The sequence below is a fragment of the Prevotella sp. genome (genome assembly GCF_051059605.1).
GTDB lineage: Bacteria > Bacteroidota > Bacteroidia > Bacteroidales > Bacteroidaceae > Prevotella.
The window spans coordinates 1,472,209-1,493,989 of the sequence record NZ_CP050883.1; the positions used below are offsets into that span (position 1 = coordinate 1,472,209).

Consider the following 21,781-nt stretch of genomic DNA (forward strand, 5'->3'; position numbering starts at 1 on the left):
ACTAACTAGTTTGATTTAGCTACCGTCAATGCACTATTTGATCTTACAATCCATTCCTGCATATTTCTAACATCATATTTGCTCCATGCAGAACCGAATAAATAAGTAAACTTCTCACCACGATAATCATCTTTTATACCGACAGCATGTCCATAAATACCATTCTCTGGCTTTATTGTCATTAGCTTCGTTGTAACAGTGCCATAAGGAAACAACACACCGACATAGATCTGTGAATTGTTCTTATCCGGATCATCAGTAGGATCGGCATACAACACGCTTTCTTTGTCAAGAACAGCACCATAAGAACTATGAAGAACAACACCCGTAACAAGTTTACAAGCCGACTTGATACCATCATACCATACAGTAATCTTATTGAAGTTACTGCCTTTATCAAGACTTATCAAGCGGTGTTCGACTACATTCTTATCGTTTCCAATGCTAACTGGATTGAAATCAAGTCTCACTGTAAATCTTAATGGACCATTATCCAATATCTCATAATCTTTATAACAGTAAGGCAAAATCATATTTCCGTCTTTCATCAATGCAGGAGTACCACAACCTAGAGTCGGTCCGACACTATAACAGTCCATACCATTGCCATGGTCATAATGAAAAGAAGTTGCATCGTCAATAGCTCTAGCCTCTTCTTTCTTGCCTATTCTATAAAGTGAATCCTCTATAATATTGGCATCATAATCCACCTTGTATCGCTTATCCATAACAAGTTCTGGAGTATTCTTCACCCATACATCAAATCCGTACCCCTTTTCACCACTCCTTTGAAGTGCAGGTCCGTAAGCCCTATACATTCCTCGGTCGTTTTCCCATGCAATGTCGTCTTTTCTTATCTTATAGCACGCACCATAAACAAAATTCTTCATTGCAGAATGATGTCCTCGTTCAACATAAAAGACAGCGTTTCCGTTTGGTCTTACAGATGCATCAACAAGAAGTTTACCATTATAACTTTTCTGATATTCCACCTCGTTTCCGTGAGCATCTCTTACAATGATGTCATCTTCATTTCCGCATCCCAAACCTGCGTATACACTGTCAAGGCTTACTTCTGCTAATTTCTGAACTTGAAAATCAAGCCCATTATGAACGTTAAAAGAAATTCGTTGCAATCCCTTTCCAATATACTTCACATATTCAGAGGCTGCAAGCAAAAAAGCTCCTGTTCCAAAATTAGCTTCAGAGTCTTTGCCGACAACCTGACCTGGTATAGCCTTTTCTCCAATAGGCTGAACATAGCCAATCTTTCCATCAGACTGCAATGCTTCTTCTGAAAGATATTTCCACGCTCTGTTTATCACAGGACGATATTTCGCTGCGTCAAGAATACCATTGTTTACCCCCCATAGCATTCCATAAGTAAAGAAAGCCGTTCCACTTGTCTCTGGTCCTGGAGCCTGTAACGAATCCATCATTGATCGAGTCCAATAGCCCTCTTTCTGCTGAAGTTGTGCAACAGCATCAGCAAGAGTAATATATTTTTTGATAAAGAAATCATAATGGCGATATGTATGTGGCATATCCTGTAGCACTTTTGCAAGTCCGGCAAGAACCCATCCATCACCTCTTGCCCAGAAGTCCTTCTTACCACTATTAGTCTTATGACGTGGATAAACATATTTACCATCACGGAAATAAAGCCCAGTTTTTTTATCCAACATGATGCTATCACTGTAACAGATGTTATCATAAAGTTTATCTAGGTATTTTTCTTCACCCGTCAAATTATACATCTTTGTCATTACTGGCATTACCATATACAGAGCATCAGCCCACCACCAATAGTCGTGTTGCTTTGAATCAGCTTCATACCCCATTACTTCAAGAGCTCTTTTCAGACGGAAGTCATTAAGCATTTCATTCCTGTCAGCCTTTGAACCATAAGAAATATTACACAAATCAATATATGTCTGGAAACAAATCTGCCAATCACCGAATAATACATGCTGTTGGTCTTCACCATACAACTTATATTTCCATTTCGAGGCATCCTTTTCTGTAGCTCCCATCCATTTATTATGTTCTGCCCATTTAGTAGAATATTCTAGCCATTGCTTATTCGGCGTAAGTTTGTAAGCCTCAATATTTCCGGTATGATAAGCGGCATTGTCCCAGAAAGCCCTTGTTTCGGGTTTATGATGAGACTGCCAATAATCATTCACCTTTCCTATCATCTCCACAATCTTCTTCTGTTGCGCATTAAAAGCCATACAGCTTGTGCACGCAAGCATAAGCATTGTCGAAATCATTAATTTCTTCATTATATATAATATATATTATTCGTTATTATGTATAATCTCTACCATTTATCCTTAGGTTGTGGAGTGTCTGTCCACATGTGGTCCTTTGGAAATTTATCTCCACCCCATGCCTTAACCTGTGTCCAAGGTTCTGCTTTTGAAGTCCAGAAAGGATCATCAGCAGGCAGTCCCAATGGCATAAAAGTTAGCGAAGCCATATATTCACTTCCATTATTGGTGTACCAATCGGCTGCATCAGGCTGACTTCCACAAAAACCTATGGTAAGGAAACCTGCATCATTATAGTTATTGTGTTCATCCCACATACGATGCATCATCTTTGTTAATGCAGCCCTCACCTGTCCATTTGTAAGTTCTTCCGGCAGAGTCTTCATCCATGCTAAAAGAGCCAACGGCTGCATTGCTGCATTTCGATAAGGAATACTACGGCCAAATACAGGGAATGTTCCTTCAGGAGATATAAAACGTTCTAATATGATTGCATATTTCTGGGTACGCTTCAACTGTCTGTCGTAATACTTTTTATAGTCAAGACGAGTACTTGCCTTAGCGTCAATCATAGCCTGTAATGTTTCCAGATACATGGCATGAAATACATAGCTACCATAATAATTAAAAGCAAACTCCGGACCATCAGAAAACCATCCGTCACCAACATACCATTCTTCAACTTTACGGCATGCTGAGTTCACACGATATTCGTCATAATCCCCACCAGCCTTTGCTATAAAGCTCTCTATCGTTGACGAGAACAGCAACCAGTTGGTATAAGGAGGATCTATCTTTCTTAATTTCTTGAATTCTGCAAGATATCTCTGTTTTGTAGTATCATCCAGTGGTTTCCATAATGAATCATATCCACGAAGAAAACTCTCTGCTATATATGAAGCATCTACAAGATTCTGACCACCGCTACCCCAACACAGATAATCTGGAGATGTTGGATCTACAGCGTTAGCATAGCTTTTAAGTGCCCACTCCCTAAGTTGCTTGCGTTTAGCGCCTTCAGTAGTATTGTCATCTGGCAACGAAAGCCAAGGTGCAATACCTGCCATAAGTCTACCGAAACATTCCATATAGGCAACCTTTTTGTTTCGATTGTCGAAACTAGGGCTGAATTCCATCTTCATGTTCTTTACCAGTTCACCTTTCGCCATGTTCTCCAATACTGGACGTGACATTTTCCAAGCTTGTGAACTCCAATACTCACGATCGTTCATCTGCACCTTCTTCTTTGCCGAAACGCCAAGAGGCATAAGCAAAGCCAGTGCTACGACAAATAACTTTATATATCTAATCATAACAAACTATTTATAATTATCCTTTTAATATAAAACGACGGAATAACCATTATATTTGATTACTCCGCCGTAAAATATAACCTACTGATAATTAATGTTATCCATAAACCATTTAATTACCTATTTTTGATCAGCGACGGCATCTTCCCAATTAGTCCACATTTGTGTAGATTCGCTATATCCGTCATATCCATAGTTCTGTCTCAATGCAGCACCAGTATTGGCTGTTATTGCAGAATTAGGAATAGGCCAGAATAAATTGTGCTTGTTAACCTTATACTCTAAACTGATACCGTTTGACTGTATGGCACCATTATTAAATAGACTATAGTTAATAAGACGCTGATACCAATAGCTTCCGCCAGTGCGATCTGTACCCTCTTGCTTGTCCCATGTCTTTATGTCGTAAGTGTGTCCCCATTCATCTGGCTGTCCACTCTTTGCAAGACACCAAGCAACACGTGTCATTTCAGGCTGTCTCCACTCTTCCATATAAAGTTCACGAGCTCGTTCGTCAAGAATATCACCTATCGTGACAGTTGTAAACATGTGCTTGGCATTTGCACGCTTGCGCACTACGTTTACGTCATCGGCTGCACCTGTTGTATTTCCTTGATAGAAACGTGCCTCGGCACGAATCAAATAAGTTTCAGCTAGACGGAAGAGATAAAGGTTTCCGTTAGAACCAGTAGACGCACCGTTAAACTGATTTGCGCCTAAGTTACCTTCTGCTGTCTTATCCAATATATAGCATTGGTATAGCGGTGTAGGATACCAGCTTCTTATAGTATCTCCACAAAGCAAATCTCCCTTGTGAACGATAGTCTTGCCTGTGCCGTCAACATAGTCTTCAGTAGCATATAGCTGATAGTTCTTGCCATAGTAAGGAGACTTTTTATTACTATATTTTATGTCTTCCATTTCTACCCAGTTTCCAACCTTACGGTTGTGACGCAAGTCTTGATAGTCAGGAGTTCCATCTACGTTCCAGATAGCCTGATTGTAATGCTTTGATGTTCTGAAACATCCAATACCACGTCCGATAGATCTTACCCAGTCATTGTTTTCATCATAATCTGCATTGTTACGTGCAATATTTTTTCCAGCAGGAGAAATTCCTGAAGGATCTTTAATCACACCGTTGCTCCAGTGAGCAAAACATGCACGCATAAGACTATATCCCGTGAAATTCTGATCATTGAAGTTCAATATAGGCATAATGAGTTCCTTGTTAGCAGGATCGCATACATTTTCACCACGATGAAGATCCCAAAGTACGTTACGTGTGATAGGCCATGTCTTTTGGTTTCCGGCAACAAAAGTTCCGAATGGACTTTCCATCAGGTGCAGACCATAGTTACTTATAAGATCTGTAGCCGTCTGTTCTGCCTTGTCATATTGACCTGTAACAAGATAGCATTTTGCCAAAAGATGCAAACAAGCCTCTTTATTCACCATACCGATATCAGTCATTGCTGACTGAGAAGGCACGTATTTCACTGCAAATTCCAAGTCGTTTACAAGCATCTTGAAGATAGCTTCCTTTGATGTACTCTTATAGTCCTGCTTTGGTTTTGTGATAATATTTGTTACCAAAGGTATATCACCAAACTGCAATGTCAGATAATAATATCTCAATGCACGGTGGAAATAAGCACGTCCCTTGTAGATGTTTTTTGTAGCTTCATCAAGTCCCTCAGCCTTATCTACGTATGAAAGCACAGTATTAGCATATTTCACACCTGTATATCCTTCATCCCAAAAACGTTGCATGGCATTGGCATCACCACCACCGTTCATACCAGATGTAGGAGTTAGTTTTGCATCAAAGTTATCTTGGAAACCACCACCCATATCCGTCTTGGCATACAAGCCAATATCAGACATATTATAGTTGGAAGCCATTGGAAGAACGTTTCCGTTTCCATCCATTATTATCGTCTTCAGTTCCTTGTCACACATAGCAAGAGCTGACTTCAATCCTGCCTCATTGCTATATGTTGTTGAAGGCTCATAGAATGACAGTGGATCTTGACCAAGAAACGAGTCCCCACAACTAACGAGCATTGTCGCCATGACAAATGCCGCACTGCCTTTAAATATATTACTTATATAGTTCATGATGTATTGCAAATTAAAGTGTAACATTTATTCCAAGATTGAATGCACGTGTAGCCAAGCCGCTTGTTTCAGGATCTCCATATTCCCAACTGTCTATTGTGAATACATTGTTCACACTTGCGGTTACACGAACTCTTTCAAGCATAGCTTTGCGTGTCCATTCGCGAGGAAGAGTATAACCTATACTTATATTGTCAAGACGTACAAAACTGCGATTATGTAGTTTCTGTACACTAGTACATCCTGTAGGACCTACTGCGTCAAGACGTGCATAAGTGTTTGAAGGATTTTCTGGAGTCCAATATTCTTTCTTAAATACATTAAATGCATTAGTGATCATTGAACCTCCGTTATCTTGATTCAAATAATATCCCTCTAGACTCTTATGTCCCATGTATGAATAAAGAGAGAATGAGAATGTAAGATCCTTCCAAAGAGTAAACTCGTTACGCAAGTTCCAATAGATAGGAGGATTTGTTGTTCCAAGAAAAACTTTATCCTTATCATTGTAAACAGGAACACGTGTTCCATCGGCAAGAACCTTATCATCATCAGTACAGTAGTTTATAACTTTTGGATCACCAGGTTTCTGATTTACCAAAGCTGCCTGAGCAGCCTCACTCTTCTGCCAGATACCATCAGTTTTCCAAGACCAAATCTCACCTACAGGGTGACCGATAAACCAACTATTTGAGGTATCATCACGCTCTACTCCATTTGCATCATAGTCGTAATACAAGTGTTTGATTGTATTCTTGTTATATGAGAAACCAGCAGAGGTAGTCCATTCAAAGTCTTTATTTTTAATGTTTACAGAGTTTAGAGTGAACTCAACACCAGAGTTATGGACTTCACCAAGGTTTGTTGTGATACTGCTAAAACCAGTATAGTTAGGAAGGCGCTGTGCCATAATCATATTATTGGTCTTCTTGAAATACCAATCAACGCTACCACTCAGTCTCTGACCAAGAACTGCGAAATCAAATCCCAAGTTCCAAGCTGAAGTCTTTTCCCATTCAAGGTTAGGATTACCTAGGCGTGACATTGCTAATGTCTTCACGATATCAGCATTACCATTATTATAGTATACCATTGAACCTTCATTTGTAAGGTTTGAAAGAGACAGGTATGTGTCTTTCAGCGAGCGGTTACCATTTGTACCGTATGATGCGCGCAACTTACCCATGTCCAACCAAGGCAAAGCTTTCTTTACAAGAGGTTCCTCTGAGAATATCCAACTACCTCCCAATGACCAGAATGTAGCCCAAGGATTGTTAGAACCGAAAGCAGAATATCCGTCACGTCTAACAGATGCTGTTACCATATAGCGCTCTTTATATCCATAGAACAAGCGACCTAGATAGGCAGCTGCAGTTGAATGTGTATCGTTTACACTGAAATTACTCTGATCCATATTTGCACCTGATATATAATGGAATCCAAGAGCATCAGAAGGAGTAATATTGCGTGCCTCTATTCTGTCATCCCAATAGCGCATCTCTTCTGCTTCCTGCACAAGGGTAAGTGTGAAGTGATGATCTTTGTTAAATACCTTATCCCATGTAATAGTGTTATTCAGAGAATAGTCAAAATCCTTAGATGTCTCACGATCAGCACCACGTGATGCAGGAGAACTGTTTGGAAGTTCTGCTGACATAAAATATCTATTGTAAAACCACTGATAACGTGGAGAGATATTAAACTGATATATAATACCAAAAGGCAGTGTTACCTTAGCGTTGAAAATGGTATTCAACACGGTATATCCCTTGTCTAGATTAAGATACTGGCGATCAAACCAATAGTTGTATCCTCCATTTGTCGGAGTTCCGTTCATCGGATACTGCACATAATTGCCGTTATCGTCTGATATAGGTGCAAAAGGAGAATTGCGAGTTTGGTTATTTTCCCAATAATTATCTTTAAGAGATACAGCGATATCACCATCTGAGCGATCCTGGAAATTCACGTTTATGCCCATTTCCAACCAGTCCGTAATTTTAGCGTTCAACTTCATGTTTGAACGGAAAGCATGATAATCATTTCCTTCTACTACACCTTGGTTCTTCATATATCCGAATGAAGCATAGTAGTTCACACGGTCTGAAGCTCCAGATATACTAGCATTATAGTCTTGATTAACACCTGTTCTGAAAGTACTGTCATACCAGTTATAAGTCTTTCCTGCCAAGTAATTGTTATATACGTTCATGGCTTCGTTAAGTTTGAGTCGTCTAGCATACAAAGACTGGTATGTTTCACCAGACTGTAGCTGTACCGATCCCATCTTTGACCATTGGTCAGCGGTAAGTCCGTATTGTGACAGATTATCTACGTTGTCATAATATCCAGCAGGCGTACCACTCTTCACACCATAATAGCCCCAATTTCCAGCAGCGTCATATCCGTATGTGGTAGCTTTGTACCAATCTTCACGATACTTCATGTATTCAGAAGCATTGAATACTTCGCGATAAGCTGACTTCGTATTTGCAGCCCAGTTCGCACTTACATTAATAGTAGGTTTACCACTCTTACCTTTCTTTGTTGTTATGATGATAACACCACTAGCTGCTTTTGCACCATATATAGCTGCAGAAGAAGCATCTTTCAGAACATCAATCTGTGCAATATCGTCAGGATTGATTTCAGAAAGTTCACCATAGAAAGCCATACCATCAAGAATCAACAATGGAGAATTGTGTCCGCCGTCTGTATAAAGTGAGTTTTGTCCACGAAGCTGAATTGAGGCACTGCTTTTTGCTGCAGGATCATATCCAATCTGCAAACCTGGAGTTCCACGAAGCAAGTCCTGTACAGTACCTGGATTCTGGTCAGCAATCTTGTTAGGATTTATCTGAACCACAGAACCTGTAAGGTCCTTTTTGCGCATTGTACCATATCCTACAACAACGACTTCATTAAGAGTTTCTGAGTTTTCTGCTAGCTTGACATTCAAGAATTCTCTACCGGCTTTAACCATTTGCGGTTTGTATCCGATATAAGTAACTTCAAGCATCGCTCCTGGAACGGCATTAATATTAAAATTACCGTCAAGATCGGTAACAGTTCCGGTTTTAGATCCTTTTACTTTTACAGTAGCACCAATAATAGGTTCGCCCGTAGAATCAAGAATCCTACCTTTAATAGAGTTAGCTTGCTGAGTAATCTGAACGGCATTAACTGCCATTGCATCAATAGGAGTCAGCGAGCACCCTGCAGCCATAGCCATCAAAACAAACAATTTTCTAGGCATGATTGAAAGATTAACATATTCCATTATTCAAGTTATTAAGTTAGGTATTGTTTAAAATCTCGGTTACATAGTTGTCAATCAACGACAACAAATATTCCGCCTGCAAATATCGTTTATATTCGTTAAAGCGAGGGAAACAAAATGTGATTTTAAGGGAACAGAATGTGATTTATGCCCATTTTTAAAGGGTTTGCATGAATTAATAAGATTTTAGTAAGATTACATTTAAAAGCCATGCCATTTATAAATACCCCAAAATATTCGTTATTATATTGCCTGACATAACAAATAATACTTATTATAATAATGGAGTTATGAGATAAAGAGCAAAGAACCGTCAATATAATCAAGGTAATAAAAAACTTTTTTGTGTATTTTCAATACCATTTCCTACATGTTTTTGCGAAACGCATTGTTATACAACACGTTAGCTAATGTATATAAGTCCGTTGTTATACATTTTAGGGAGTGATTAGGGCCTAATCACTCTGTTGTCCTACATGCTTTGCAGAGTGATTAGGCCCTAATCACTCAAAGGCGCACCGAAAAAGGTGATTTTATATTTGTTGTACTTCATGCATTTTGACTATAAGAGGATTTAATTATAAACATTTATCGTTATACTTACGGAATCACTATACATTTTTAAAAGCTGCTACTGATAACATTTATATTTTCTGAAATCTCATTCTAACAAGGTTGACATATTGGAATGTTTTATAAATCAATTTAATTTCAAAATTTCACTGACAAAGAGAAATGATATTCCTATATTCCCAATTTCTATGAAAGACATCACTTTTATTTGCTTTGTGACCGAAGGCACAACCTAATGGTGGAATAAAAAAAGCGATTTTCGTATTGCTATTTGACCAAAATCCATCGTTTTATGTACAAATATGTGCTTATAATGTAGGAAGCATGTAGGAAAGATGTAGGAAAAGGCACTAATATACATAACGTAATCTATTGACTATTAGTTATTTAAATCAAAAATGTATATAATGTAGGTTTGTTCTCTGTTTTTTTTGGAATGTTTCCCTGTTTAGAGGGGATCTTCTCAATAAATAGCCTTGTCTTTAAGTAGTTTTGCAAATGCTTTTTATTAATATCATACCACTCTAAATATTACATGAACGACATTTTACTATTAAAAGTATAAAAACAAAGTATGTTTTATCTTGTATTTATTAAATAAATAATGTAAATTTGCAAAACTAACCTATGCATTATGAAGGCTGTAAAATATCTGCTATTAACTTTAAACTTATTATTCTGCACTATTATCTATGGACAGAACTTTAACTATAGAATGTTCTCTCCTATAGGAATTTCACCATCTGACGAATTGAGATGTATATATTTCGACCATCAGGGAATGATGTGGATAGGAACTAGTTCTGGGCTGAAATCGTATGACGGTTATAATATAACAACATACAAGTCGGATGCCTTTTCTCCTGGTATTCTTCCAAACAATACCGTATTGTGTATCACAGAAGACAATGAAAACCGACTTTGGATTGGAACTCGCAACGGATTGGTGAGGATGGACAAAAGTACAGGAGATTTTCATACTTACTTTCTGCCAAAGGAAGACCAAAGAATAATTTACTGCCTTTATACATCAAAAGACGGAACGATATGGATAGGAACTGATGAAGGTTTGTCGTATTATGATCGCAAAAAAGACTCATTCTATACATTTGACAATACAAACACTCACTTAACCCAATCTAACGGGAAAAGAGTGAAGATTGGAGCATACAGTGTAAAAAACATTATTGAGGATAACAAGGGAAACATATTTTTCGGAACATGGGCTGCCGGTCTAATTAGATTTCATAAGGGTAGCCATGAATTTTATCAATATCCAAAATTCAACAAACGCAACTCTGCTTATTCTTTGCATTTTGACAATATTGGAAGACTTTGGATTGGAACATGGGGATATGGTATTGTCAGACTTGACAAGCCGTATAACAGAAAAGATCCCCAAAAGCATCAGTATCCTTTCACGACAAATAACTTTGACACATTCTATAAAATTATAGAAGATCCTGTGACAAATACAATGTGGGCTTGCTCTAGAGAGGGAATAAGTATCCTTAACTCTAAAGATGTGAATGGAGTTTGGACAAACTATACACACGCAGGGACAAACAATCTGAACTTCAGTAATGACATTGCTACCAATGGTAACGGTAATATATGGATTTCAACCCTGAACTATGGAATTATAGAGGTAAACACCAATCCTAGTCTGTTTCATATATGGAACATTGATACTAAAAGCTATAAATTCTCAATTAATGCTATTTGTTCAATATATACACAAAACGGTAACGACTTTTGGCTTGGCCTAAATCCTTATGGTCTTGCTCTGTATAACAGAACTACAGGAAAGACGATATACAGTAATAACATTCCGGGACTTGGGGATATTCCTGCAGAGGTAATGGGAACAAAAATACCGTCTATCGTAAAAAGAAGCAATGGAGAAATGTGGTTTGCGAGCAGCAGTTATGGTATTGTTGTGAAAAAGCAAAATGGCAAAGCATACATAATAAACTCTCAGAAACATAAATACATTGCAGACAACTACATTTGCTCTCTATTTGAATCAAGCGACAAAATAATGTGGGTTGGACAACGCAGCGGAATATCAATGATATACCCTAACGACAAAGGCATACTACTGAAACCACATGATGCAAAAAGGGACTTTTCGCAATGTGATGTGAGAAACATTACTCAAACACGCAATGGAGATATATGGCTTGCTACCGAAAATGAAGGTATAATAAGAATACACAGAAACAAAAATAATGCAAAATCTATTGTATTCAAACAATACAATCCTTTAAATAGAAACTATGCTGTTGATGATGCCACTGCATGCTATCAAGACAGCAGAGGTATTTTATGGGCAATCTCTAACAGCGGAGGACTGTTCAGATATTATAATGCTAAAGACTGTTTTATTCCTGTTAACAGAGAATACCACATTGACGGTGACAGAGTGTTTTCAATAAATGAAGACGAAAATCATAACTTGTGGTTAACGACTGACAATGCTTTGGTAAAACTGTCTATAAAAAGAAATACATATCCTGAGGTTACAAGTTTCGCTAGCGAAGACGGGATAGGTGAAATGATGTTCAGTCCGAACTCTTCATATAAATACAACGGAGAATTATTCTTCGGAGGTAGAACTGGATTTTTCTCTTTCTCACCATCAAAATGGAACCGAGATAAACTGAAAAACATTAAAAAGAATATTATCGTTACCGACATACTGATTAACGACATTCCTTACATGCAGCTTGATTCTGCAAAGAGAAGGGCTATATCTAACGAAAATCCAGCTTATACAAAGTCAATAACTATATCAAGTGACATAAAAAAATTCGGAATTGAATTCGCATTGCTTACATACAGCAATGCAAGACAAAATAAATATGCCTACAAACTTGAAGGATATGACAAAGAATGGACTTATACAAATTTCAAGGGAAGAAGGGCTACATACCAAAACTTGCCTTCAGGCAGCTATTATCTCCACATAAAAGCTGCTGATAGTTTCGGTAAATGGCAAGAAATGGACTACACAATAAAGATTATGGTATTGCCGCCATGGTGGGCTACATGGTGGGCTTACATTATATATCTGTTCTTTATTGGTCTTGGTGTGATTTTTGGAATAAGATGGTATAAGAACTATCTTAAAACAAAAAACAGACTTCAGATGACGGTGGTATTCACAAACATTACACATGAACTACTGACACCATTAACAGTGATAACAGCTGCCGTTGACGAATTGAGAAACAAAGCTCCACAGTTTGACGACAGTTACACTCTGATGCAAAACAATGTATCAAGACTTACAAGACTGTTAAGACAAATTCTGGAAATAAGGAAATCACAGGCTGGACAATTAAAATTACTGGTAAGCAAGAATGATATTGCGGCATTCATAAGGGACATCTGTGAAAGTATTCGACCTATGTCGTCAATAAACCACAATAATATGATTGTGGATATTCCACAAAATGAGATATTCGCATGGTTTGATACTGATAAAATAGACAAGATTCTATTTAATCTTCTTTCCAACGCCTTTAAGTACAACCGCGAGGGCGGGAACGTAACTGTTGGGCTAGAAGTAAAAGATGGAAAGGCTATATTGAGAGTTACTGATGAAGGAATAGGTATTTCACCAGATAAACTCAAACACCTTTATACACGATTCTTGGATGGAGACTATCGCAAGATGAAGACTCTTGGTACAGGTATTGGACTATCATTAACCCATGATTTGGTTAAACTGCATCATGGCAACATCAACTGCCAAAGCAAATCAGGAATAGGAACAACATTCACAATAAATATTCCCATTAGAAAGGATGATTACAGCGAAACTGAAATATGCATTGAAAAAGAAAATATAGAAAAGGCACAGACAAAATATAATCACGAAAGTGAAGTGAAGCTGATCGAGACTCAGCACACTAGAGAACTACAACCTGGAGACGGATATAAGATTCTGCTGGTTGAAGACAATGAACAACTGCTGAATATAATGAAACGTCTGCTTGGCAGAAAATATCATGTAGCAACAGCTAAAAACGGAGTACAAGCTCTTAACATTATCAATAAGGAGGAATTGGACATTGTAGTTACCGACGTGATGATGCCTGTTATGGACGGAATAGAACTAACAAAGAATATAAAAGGCAGCAAAGACTTCGCACAGTTACCTGTCATAATGCTTACAGCAAAGACCAGTGATACTGACGAAAATAAGGGCTATGAAACAGGAGCAGACGACTATATAACAAAACCTTTCAAACTCGAGAACCTCCAGCTACGCATTGACAACATTATTGCCAACAGGATGAGGATACGTGAAAGATTCAAACAACAAACGGAAATAAATAGAATTGATGACATGCACTACAGCAATCCCGACAAAACATTCGTGGAAAATGCTATGCAATGTGTGAGTCAGCATATCACTGACACAGAATATGACAGAGAGGCTTTTGCTAGTGACATGATGATGAGTTCTTCTACCCTTTACAATAAACTAAGAGCATTGACAGGACAAGGTATTATCGAATTCATAAACAGCATACGACTTAAAGAGGCTTGCACTATTATTAAAAGACAACCAGATATACAGATCAATGACATCGCAATGAAGGTTGGATTTAATACACCAAAGTATTTCTCAAAATGCTTTAAGAAAGAATTTGGAATGTCACCGAAAGAATATGCACAAAAAAAGATGAATACTTCTTTATAAAAAATAGAATAATTGTCTGCACTTAAACAGGCAGAGGTTTATATGGAGTTATACTTATGTTAAGCTGTGTCATGAAATCATCATTACATGTGATTTATGACTTTTTATAGCTATAAATATGCCTAAAATAAATGATTCTCACAAAGGAAAAAACAATGAAAATAAAATTTCATTTTAATTTTGCATTGTATTAGGTTTACTATATCTTTGCAAAATGATAGATACACGTCTTAATGTTTTCCTAAGTGTCGCTCGTAACCTAAGTTTCACGAAAGCATCACAGGAACTGTTCATAAGTCAACCCGCTATAAGCAAGCACATCAAGGAACTGGAAAGTGAATACAACACTTGCTTGTTCGAACGTATGGGCACACACATACAACTCACGAAAGCAGGAAAGATTCTGCTTGACAATGCTGAAATAATCATTCAGCAATACAAGAAGATGAACTTTGACATGAACAATATCCAGAAAAAATACGGTGGAAGCCTAAGAGTTGGGGCTAGTACTACTATCGCTCAATATTTGCTACCTGAAATGCTGGCTAAATTCATGCAAAAATATCCAGACATAAATATAAGCACCATCTCAGACAATTCTAGAAATATAGAGCAAATGCTTAAAGACGGACGTATCGACGTTGGTATGGTGGAAGGTATCAGTAGACAGCCTGAACTAAAATACACCAACATAATGAAAGATGAACTTGTTGCTATTGTTCGCAAAGGTAACAAAATGTCTGAACTTGATGAGATTGACCTTGATACCTTCAAAAAGACTCCGATAGTTATTCGTGAACATGGTTCTGGTTCACTGCAAGTGATAGAGAATTATCTGCACCAAAACAATTTGCGACTTTCTGATCTTAACATCGTCATGAGTTTTGGAACTACTGAAGGTATTAAGCATTTTGTAGAACATACTGAAACAATGGGAATAATATCTATAATGGCTGTCAGTCATGAACTACTAGAAAACAGATTCAAAATAATAGAACTTAAAGGACTGAAGATGATGCGTGACTTCGCTTATGTTGAAAAGCGAGGCGAAAGTATTGGACTGCAAAAAATATTCAAGCACTTTATAACCGATAGTTATAAGGCATAGTTATAATATATAAACACTCAACGACTTTTTTACTTATCTTTGCATGCGATAAAAACAAATAAAGATAAGTATTATGAAATTATCAGAACAACGCAGCAGTATGCTACACGGAGTACTTCTTATGACTCTTTTTGCATGCGCAGCTTTTTACATCGGTGGCACAGACATAGCTAAAGCTATTTCTTTCTCACCAATGATTGTGGGTATCATCCTAGGTATGCTTTATGCAAACAGTCTACGCAACAACCTTCCTGAAACATGGACACCCGGTATTGCATTCTGTTCCAAAAGAATTTTGAGACTTGGAATAATAATGTATGGATTCAAACTTACATTCCAAGATATAACCGCTGTAGGACTTCCAGCTATTTGCATTGACGCAATAATAGTTGTGGTGACAATATGCGGAGGAGTATTAATCGGACGATTGTTGAAAATGGATCGTGGAATAGCATTGCTCACTTCGGCTGGTAGCGCAATTTGCGGAGCAGCAGCTATACTTGGCATTGAATCGGCTATAAAAGTAAAGCCGTATAAGACAGCTGTAGCTGTGTCAACAGTGGTTATATTCGGAACTATATCTATGTTTCTCTACCCTATCCTATTTCGCAGCGGTATATTTAATTTGACTCCAGATCAAATGGGTATAATGACTGGTGCTACAATTCATGAAGTGGCACATGTTGTTGGTGCTGGAAACGCAATGGGCGCAACAATATCAAATTCAGCTATTATTGTGAAGATGATACGCGTGATGATGCTTGTTCCTGTTTTATTAGTAATTAGTTGGAATGTAGCCCGTGAAGCTCGTCGTAATCCTGAAAGTGATGAATTTGGACGTGGAAAGATTAAGATTCCATGGTTTGCAATTTTATTTCTCTTAGTGATATGTTTCAATAGTTTAGGACTACTTTCAGAATCAATTGTAACATTCCTAAACAATGTAGATACATTTTTGCTGACTATTGCTATGACAGCACTTGGAGCAGAAACTAGTATCGATAAATTCAGAAAGGCAGGATTCAAACCATTCCTACTTGCCTCTATATTATATTGCTGGCTAATCGTTGGAGGTTACTGTTTATCAAAGTATCTTGTTCCTATGCTTATGTAGAATAGAAACATACGGACATGAAAAAAGGCTGCACATCTGATTTAACAGACATGTAGCCTTTAATTTATTCTCTCTCTTAATCTTATTTCTTTTTACTTGTTCAAACCACGGTTGTTCATTGTGGTGTTAAGAAGAAGAAGATACTTGCGATACTGATTTGTATTCAGAATGTAATGCATGTACTTTAGGTTCTTCTCAATTGCCTTGTCAACCATAGGCTTGCGCTCATCTTTAGAAGCATTAGCTGCATTCATCATTTCCACACAGAATGTTTTGTGTACATCCTCAACGCTTTCTAGCTGATCCATTGAAAGTCCAAGAGCATCTGCAAGTTTACCATAGTTTACTGTCATGTCATAAACTGCTACTGTGTTTGTTGCCTTTGCATCTTCACCTTCTGCGAATGCGATTGTTGTCATGCTCATAAGAGCTACGAATGTCAAAATAATCTTTTTCATAATCTTTTTACCTTTCATCTTTTTGAACCTCTTTTATTACCTATTATCCTGAGGCTCTGTTATACATCTGTTATTATCCTAAATGTCTTTATCTCTGTAAGACATTGCAAAGATATGATGTTTTTATTTATCTCGCAAGCATTTTATCACACTGTTTGCGCAAACAGCAACATTTCTTGACCTAAATCAAAGAATAAGCTTTCATTTCTATAGTAATTTGCCGTTTTGTAGCGAAAAGTATAATAATACATACCTTTATAAATAGAAATTGAGGATAAACCTACACGATTTATCCTCAACAAGTATATTATTTGGTCAACAAGCTTTTGTTACCTATATATGTATTGTCTTATTAATAAGGTAATTATCTAAAATTACCATGGCTGCCATAGCCTCAACAATAGGTACTGCTCTTGGAAGCACACATGGATCATGGCGCCCACGAGCTGTTATTGTTGTGGAATCACCATTGATATCCACAGTATCTTGTTTCATCAACAGAGTTGCTACGGGTTTGAAAGCAACACGGAAATATATATCCTGTCCGTTACTTATTCCCCCCTGAATGCCTCCACTATGATTCGTTTTCATTGTTATAGTTCCCTCAGAAGTTGCAAAAACATCGTTCTGTTGGCTACCGCGAGCTGCCACTCCATGGAATCCTTCTCCATATTCAAATCCTTTTACAGCATTTATTCCCAACATTGCAGATCCCAACTGGGCATGCAACTTGCTAAACTCTGGTTCACCTAATCCTACAGGGCACCCCTTAATAACGCATGTGATGACTCCACCTATTGTGTCGCCATCAGCCTTTACCTCAGAAATAAGTTTTTCCATCTGCACAGCCTTCTCTGAATCAGGACAACGCACGATGTTATCCTCTATGGAATTAAGGTCGTACTTTGTATAATCTCTATCTAATTCAATAGTTCCGACTTGCGATGTATATGCTTTGATATCAATATTCAATTTATGCAAAGCTAATTTGGCCAAGGCACCTCCGACACAACGTGCTATAGTTATACGCGCAGAAGAACGTCCTCCTCCACAATGATCTCTTATGCCATACTTGCTGAAGTATCCAAAATCAGCATGTGATGGACGAAAAAGACTACGCATGTTGTCGTAATCATTAGAATGCTGATTAGTATTATAAACAGCAAAACCTATTGGCGTACCTGTAGACTTACCTTCAAAGACTCCACTGAAAATCTCGACCTTATCAGGTTCATTTCTACTTGTTGTAATCTTACTCTGCCCAGGACGTCTGCGATTGAGTTCATTCTGTATGAAGACTAAATCAATATCAACACCAGCAGGCATACCATCAACCACACCTCCGACAGCCATTCCATGACTTTCGCCAAACGTAGTAAGAGTAAATATATTGCCGAAACTATTTCTCATAATGGTTAATATAAAAAAATAGAAAAGGCGCCCCACAAAAAATGAAGCGCTCTTTGTTATTTATTTAATGACAACCACAACAGCCGCCATCTTTCTTATCATCTCCACAACCACCTTCACAATCGCCTTCGCAACCATTACAGCCACCACAGCCATCGTTTCCATTGACCATGTTCATATATTGTCCTATTTCATCATTTGTGGCATCACGATTCTCTTTTATACTGCCGACAAACTTTAGAGCCTTTCCAGCCAAAGGATGATTAAGGTCAACCTTAACCTTATCGTCTGTAATTTCAAGAATATGTCCATTGAAACGATTTCCGTCTTCATTCTGCAAAGGAACGACAGCGTCTACCACAATATGTTCTGAATCAAACTTTCCGTTGATAGAAAATATCTGCTTGTCCAAGTCCAACACATGCTCTTCGATATGTTCACCATAAGCCTGATCTGGAGTGAGCATAAGCTCAAAATCTTCACCGCTTTTTAATTTAACTACAGCCTCTTCAAATGCAGGAAGAGTGAAACCGAAGCCACTTAGGAAATCGAAAGGACGATCTTCGCTAGTCTGCTCAATCAGTTCCTGCTTGCCATCAGTCACGTCATACAACATATATGAAACGGCGATGTACTTGTTTTGGTTATTGTCCATTATTACCTTATTATATAATTTAACTTGTGCAAAGATAGTATTTTTAATCGAAAAATCCGAAAAGCATCAATATTATTAATCTTTAATAGCACCAATTATCTCGTTTATACTCTTGCAGCCATGTGAGTCTAGCCAATCATTTATACCATTTATCACATTAATGGTTACAGTTGGATCTACAAAGTTTGATGTACCAATCTCTATAGCTGTAGCACCACACATTAAGAATTCTATTGCGTCGCTAGCATTGCTTATTCCACCAAGTCCAACTACAGGGATGTTTACAGCATGAGCAACATCGTAAACCATTCTTAGTGCAACAGGCTTAACAGCAGGACCACTTAATCCACCTGTACGTATGCTAAGCATAGGTTCACGCTTTTCTATGTCCACAGCCATTCCTATTAGTGTATTTATCAAAGAAACGGCATCTGCACCCTCTTCCTCACATGTGCGTGCGATTGATGTTATGTCAGTTACATTTGGCGATAGCTTTACAATAAGAGTTTTATGATATGCATTGCGAACAGCCTTGACCACGCTAGCTGCACCATCGCAAGTTACACCGAAAGACATTCCACCATGCTTTACATTTGGACAACTGATATTCAATTCTATAGCTGGGATACTATCTAGGGCATCAATACGTGCGGCACATTCAGCATAAGATTCAGGATCATTTCCGCTTACATTAACTATCATATTCGTGTTTATATCCTTTATCTGTGGATATATATGCTCACAAAAATAATCTACCCCCTTATTCTGCAATCCAACACAATTAAGCATTCCACTAGCAGTTTCTGCCATACGAGGATAATCATTTCCTTCACGCGCATGTAACGTAGTACCTTTTACTATAATGCCACCTAACTCATCCAAAGGAACTAAATCAGCAAATTCAATTCCATAACCAAAAGTTCCCGAAGCAGTCATTACAGGATTCTTCAACACAAGGTCATTTATCTTTACATTTAGATTTGCCATAATAGTTTCTTAATATTTAACACTGGACCTTCTTGACATACACATACATGCCCTTCAGTAGTCTTCTCTACACAACACAAGCAAGCACCAACACCACATGCCATATTATTTTCAAGTGAAGCCTCACAATCAATGCCATTTGACATCGCATATCGTGCAACACTCACCATCATCGGTTTAGGGCCACAAGTACTTATTCGAGAAAACTTTTCTTTCTGCAATATGGAATGATTAGTAACAAATCCCTTTTCACCAAGACTTCCATCCTCTGTTGTAACAAAGACACGACCAATCTTTTCAAAATATTCTAATTCAAGCAAATCAGACTTACTTCTTGCTCCCAACAAGAAAGTTGGCTGACCACCCATTCTTCGTATTTCACAGCCAAAATGTAACAAAGGTGCAACGCCAACGCCACCTCCTACAAGCAAAATCTTCTCGCTTTTGTCAACAGGCATCGTAAATCCATTACCCAAAGGGAAAAGGCAATTTAACTTATCACCAGCACGAAGTTTTCCTAATTGGCGAGTTCCGTCACCAATCATGGCAACAAGCAGCCATAATTCGTTAAGATTATAATCAACTAAGTTTATTGAAATGGGACGGCGAAGATATGTTGACGGCGAATTGTCAACACGAACTTCCACAAATTGTCCCGGTGTCATTTCTGGCAAAGTCTCTTCAGAAGTAAGCTTAATAAGAACATGCTTAGTACTTAGAGCCTCTACTGATTTGACAGTAAGGTCTAGAACGTATTTTTTCATCTTTGCTTTTTGCAATAATGTTTATGCAAAGGTAGTGCAAGCTGAACACAATACAAAATAAAAAAGGATTTTTTAAATTTTATTGTTTAGGCACAGACGACATTATATAATAAAAGAATGGAGTGCAAGCCTAATATTAAAATAGGTGGTAATATCTAGTATCTGCAACTTATATTATTCAGAGATAATAAAAGTTGCAGATACTACAACCGTCTAACCTTTTTGAGGAACGAAAGTCTCCCATGTCTTATCATCATAGAAGACTCTTATCTCTGATATTTTACGCTGTGGTTTGTCAATTATTTTAATCTCTGTTTTTGACTTATTTATTGGTGTAATATTTACACTCTGCGTATTTGACTGCTCAAAAAGTGATAGAGTGGGACTATCTTGCTTTGAGTCGAAATCAATAATACCGTCTTGTGGTGGCATAGACTCATTATACTCTGTAACATCAGATGTATTAACTTGATCCATATACATAGGTCCAGTACCAGATAAAAGCCATTCCAAAGATAATGACGGAATCTTATTTTTTATAGCCTCAACAATCGTGAGGGTAGGTTTAGTTCTACCATTAAAAATACTACTCAGTGAAGCAGGTGACATTTGAATGAACTGAGCGAAGGTCTGCTGAGTCATGTGTTGACTCTCCATTATCATCTTTATTCTATCTTTCATAAGTGTGTATTTATAGAAATAGGCTCTTACATGCCTTATTTCGTTGACTTTACAAAAGTAAAACAAAAAATTGAAACAAACAACATTTGTATAGCATATTTAACATAGTAAATATTAGGTTTTGATTTTCAAACTTTACAAATTCAAACATCTAAACTTAAAACACTATAGTTCAGGATTACAAACCCAAATTTAGAGTCGTAAAGTACTACTAAGCCTTTCTTTAGAAGAAAAAGCTAACTAATTAGGTCTGTTATAGTTAATTGCTATTTGTAAAGCACTTGAAAGGTCTGTATTCACTTTTGATTTTGAAAAGAAGCAAATAATAGG

The 21,781-nt window shown here is 37.5% G+C and carries 13 protein-coding genes; 3 read left to right on the forward strand and 10 right to left on the reverse strand.

The genetic code is table 11. The features are described 5' to 3' along the window. Nucleotides 1–5: 5 nt before the first annotated feature. From HEQ28_RS06055 to HEQ28_RS06070, 4 genes are all read right to left on the reverse strand, one after another. Nucleotides 6–2,285 carry a DUF4861 family protein gene (locus tag HEQ28_RS06055; protein ID WP_434504248.1) on the reverse strand — a complete coding sequence of 760 codons (2,280 nt, stop codon included), beginning with the start codon at nucleotides 2,283–2,285 and terminating at the stop codon, nucleotides 6–8. Between the two features lie 38 nt (nucleotides 2,286–2,323). Then, nucleotides 2,324–3,586 (reverse strand): DUF2264 domain-containing protein, encoded by a 1,263-nt coding sequence (locus HEQ28_RS06060; protein ID WP_434504249.1) that lies wholly within the window; start codon nucleotides 3,584–3,586, stop codon nucleotides 2,324–2,326. A 120-nt stretch (nucleotides 3,587–3,706) separates the two neighbouring features. Next, nucleotides 3,707–5,707: a RagB/SusD family nutrient uptake outer membrane protein gene (locus HEQ28_RS06065; RefSeq protein ID WP_434504250.1), complete on the reverse strand. Its 2,001-nt coding sequence runs from the start codon at nucleotides 5,705–5,707 to the stop codon at nucleotides 3,707–3,709. Nucleotides 5,708–5,720: 13 nt separating this feature from the next. Further along, a complete protein-coding gene (locus HEQ28_RS06070) occupies nucleotides 5,721–8,987 on the reverse strand; it encodes a SusC/RagA family TonB-linked outer membrane protein (RefSeq protein WP_434504251.1) in 3,267 nt (1,088 codons plus the stop codon). Nucleotides 8,988–10,194: 1,207 nt separating this feature from the next. On the opposite strand from HEQ28_RS06070, the gene HEQ28_RS06075 reads away from it, so the two are divergent. From HEQ28_RS06075 to HEQ28_RS06085, 3 genes are all read left to right on the forward strand, one after another. Next, complete coding sequence (locus HEQ28_RS06075; RefSeq protein ID WP_434504252.1) at nucleotides 10,195–14,274, forward strand: two-component regulator propeller domain-containing protein; 4,080 nt, start codon at nucleotides 10,195–10,197, stop codon at nucleotides 14,272–14,274. A 214-nt stretch (nucleotides 14,275–14,488) separates the two neighbouring features. Further along, nucleotides 14,489–15,382 carry a LysR substrate-binding domain-containing protein gene (locus HEQ28_RS06080; RefSeq protein WP_434504253.1) on the forward strand — a complete coding sequence of 298 codons (894 nt, stop codon included), beginning with the start codon at nucleotides 14,489–14,491 and terminating at the stop codon, nucleotides 15,380–15,382. A 73-nt stretch (nucleotides 15,383–15,455) separates the two neighbouring features. After that, complete coding sequence (locus HEQ28_RS06085; RefSeq protein WP_434504254.1) at nucleotides 15,456–16,496, forward strand: YeiH family protein; 1,041 nt, start codon at nucleotides 15,456–15,458, stop codon at nucleotides 16,494–16,496. 92 nt (nucleotides 16,497–16,588) lie between these two features. Here HEQ28_RS06085 and HEQ28_RS06090 read toward each other — a convergent pair whose 3' ends face one another. The 6 genes from HEQ28_RS06090 to HEQ28_RS06115 form a co-directional block, all read right to left on the reverse strand. Beyond that, on the reverse strand, nucleotides 16,589–16,972 hold the full coding sequence (locus HEQ28_RS06090; RefSeq protein ID WP_018462588.1) for a hypothetical protein: 384 nt from the start codon (nucleotides 16,970–16,972) through the stop codon (nucleotides 16,589–16,591). A gap of 315 nt (nucleotides 16,973–17,287) precedes the next feature. Next, complete coding sequence (gene aroC / locus HEQ28_RS06095; protein WP_434504255.1) at nucleotides 17,288–18,364, reverse strand: chorismate synthase; 1,077 nt, start codon at nucleotides 18,362–18,364, stop codon at nucleotides 17,288–17,290. 64 nt (nucleotides 18,365–18,428) lie between these two features. Then, on the reverse strand, nucleotides 18,429–19,019 hold the full coding sequence (locus tag HEQ28_RS06100) for an FKBP-type peptidyl-prolyl cis-trans isomerase (RefSeq protein ID WP_434504256.1): 591 nt from the start codon (nucleotides 19,017–19,019) through the stop codon (nucleotides 18,429–18,431). A gap of 75 nt (nucleotides 19,020–19,094) precedes the next feature. After that, nucleotides 19,095–20,006, reverse strand: coding sequence for a dihydroorotate dehydrogenase (locus HEQ28_RS06105; RefSeq protein ID WP_434504257.1), 912 nt, complete (start codon nucleotides 20,004–20,006; stop codon nucleotides 19,095–19,097). Continuing rightward, on the reverse strand, nucleotides 19,994–20,770 hold the full coding sequence (locus HEQ28_RS06110) for a dihydroorotate dehydrogenase electron transfer subunit (RefSeq protein ID WP_434504258.1): 777 nt from the start codon (nucleotides 20,768–20,770) through the stop codon (nucleotides 19,994–19,996). Before HEQ28_RS06110 ends, HEQ28_RS06105 begins: the two co-directional genes overlap by 13 nt. A gap of 213 nt (nucleotides 20,771–20,983) precedes the next feature. After that, entirely contained in the window at nucleotides 20,984–21,451 is a 468-nt protein-coding gene (locus HEQ28_RS06115) for a helix-turn-helix domain-containing protein (protein ID WP_434504259.1), read from the reverse strand. Nucleotides 21,452–21,781 lie beyond the last annotated feature (330 nt).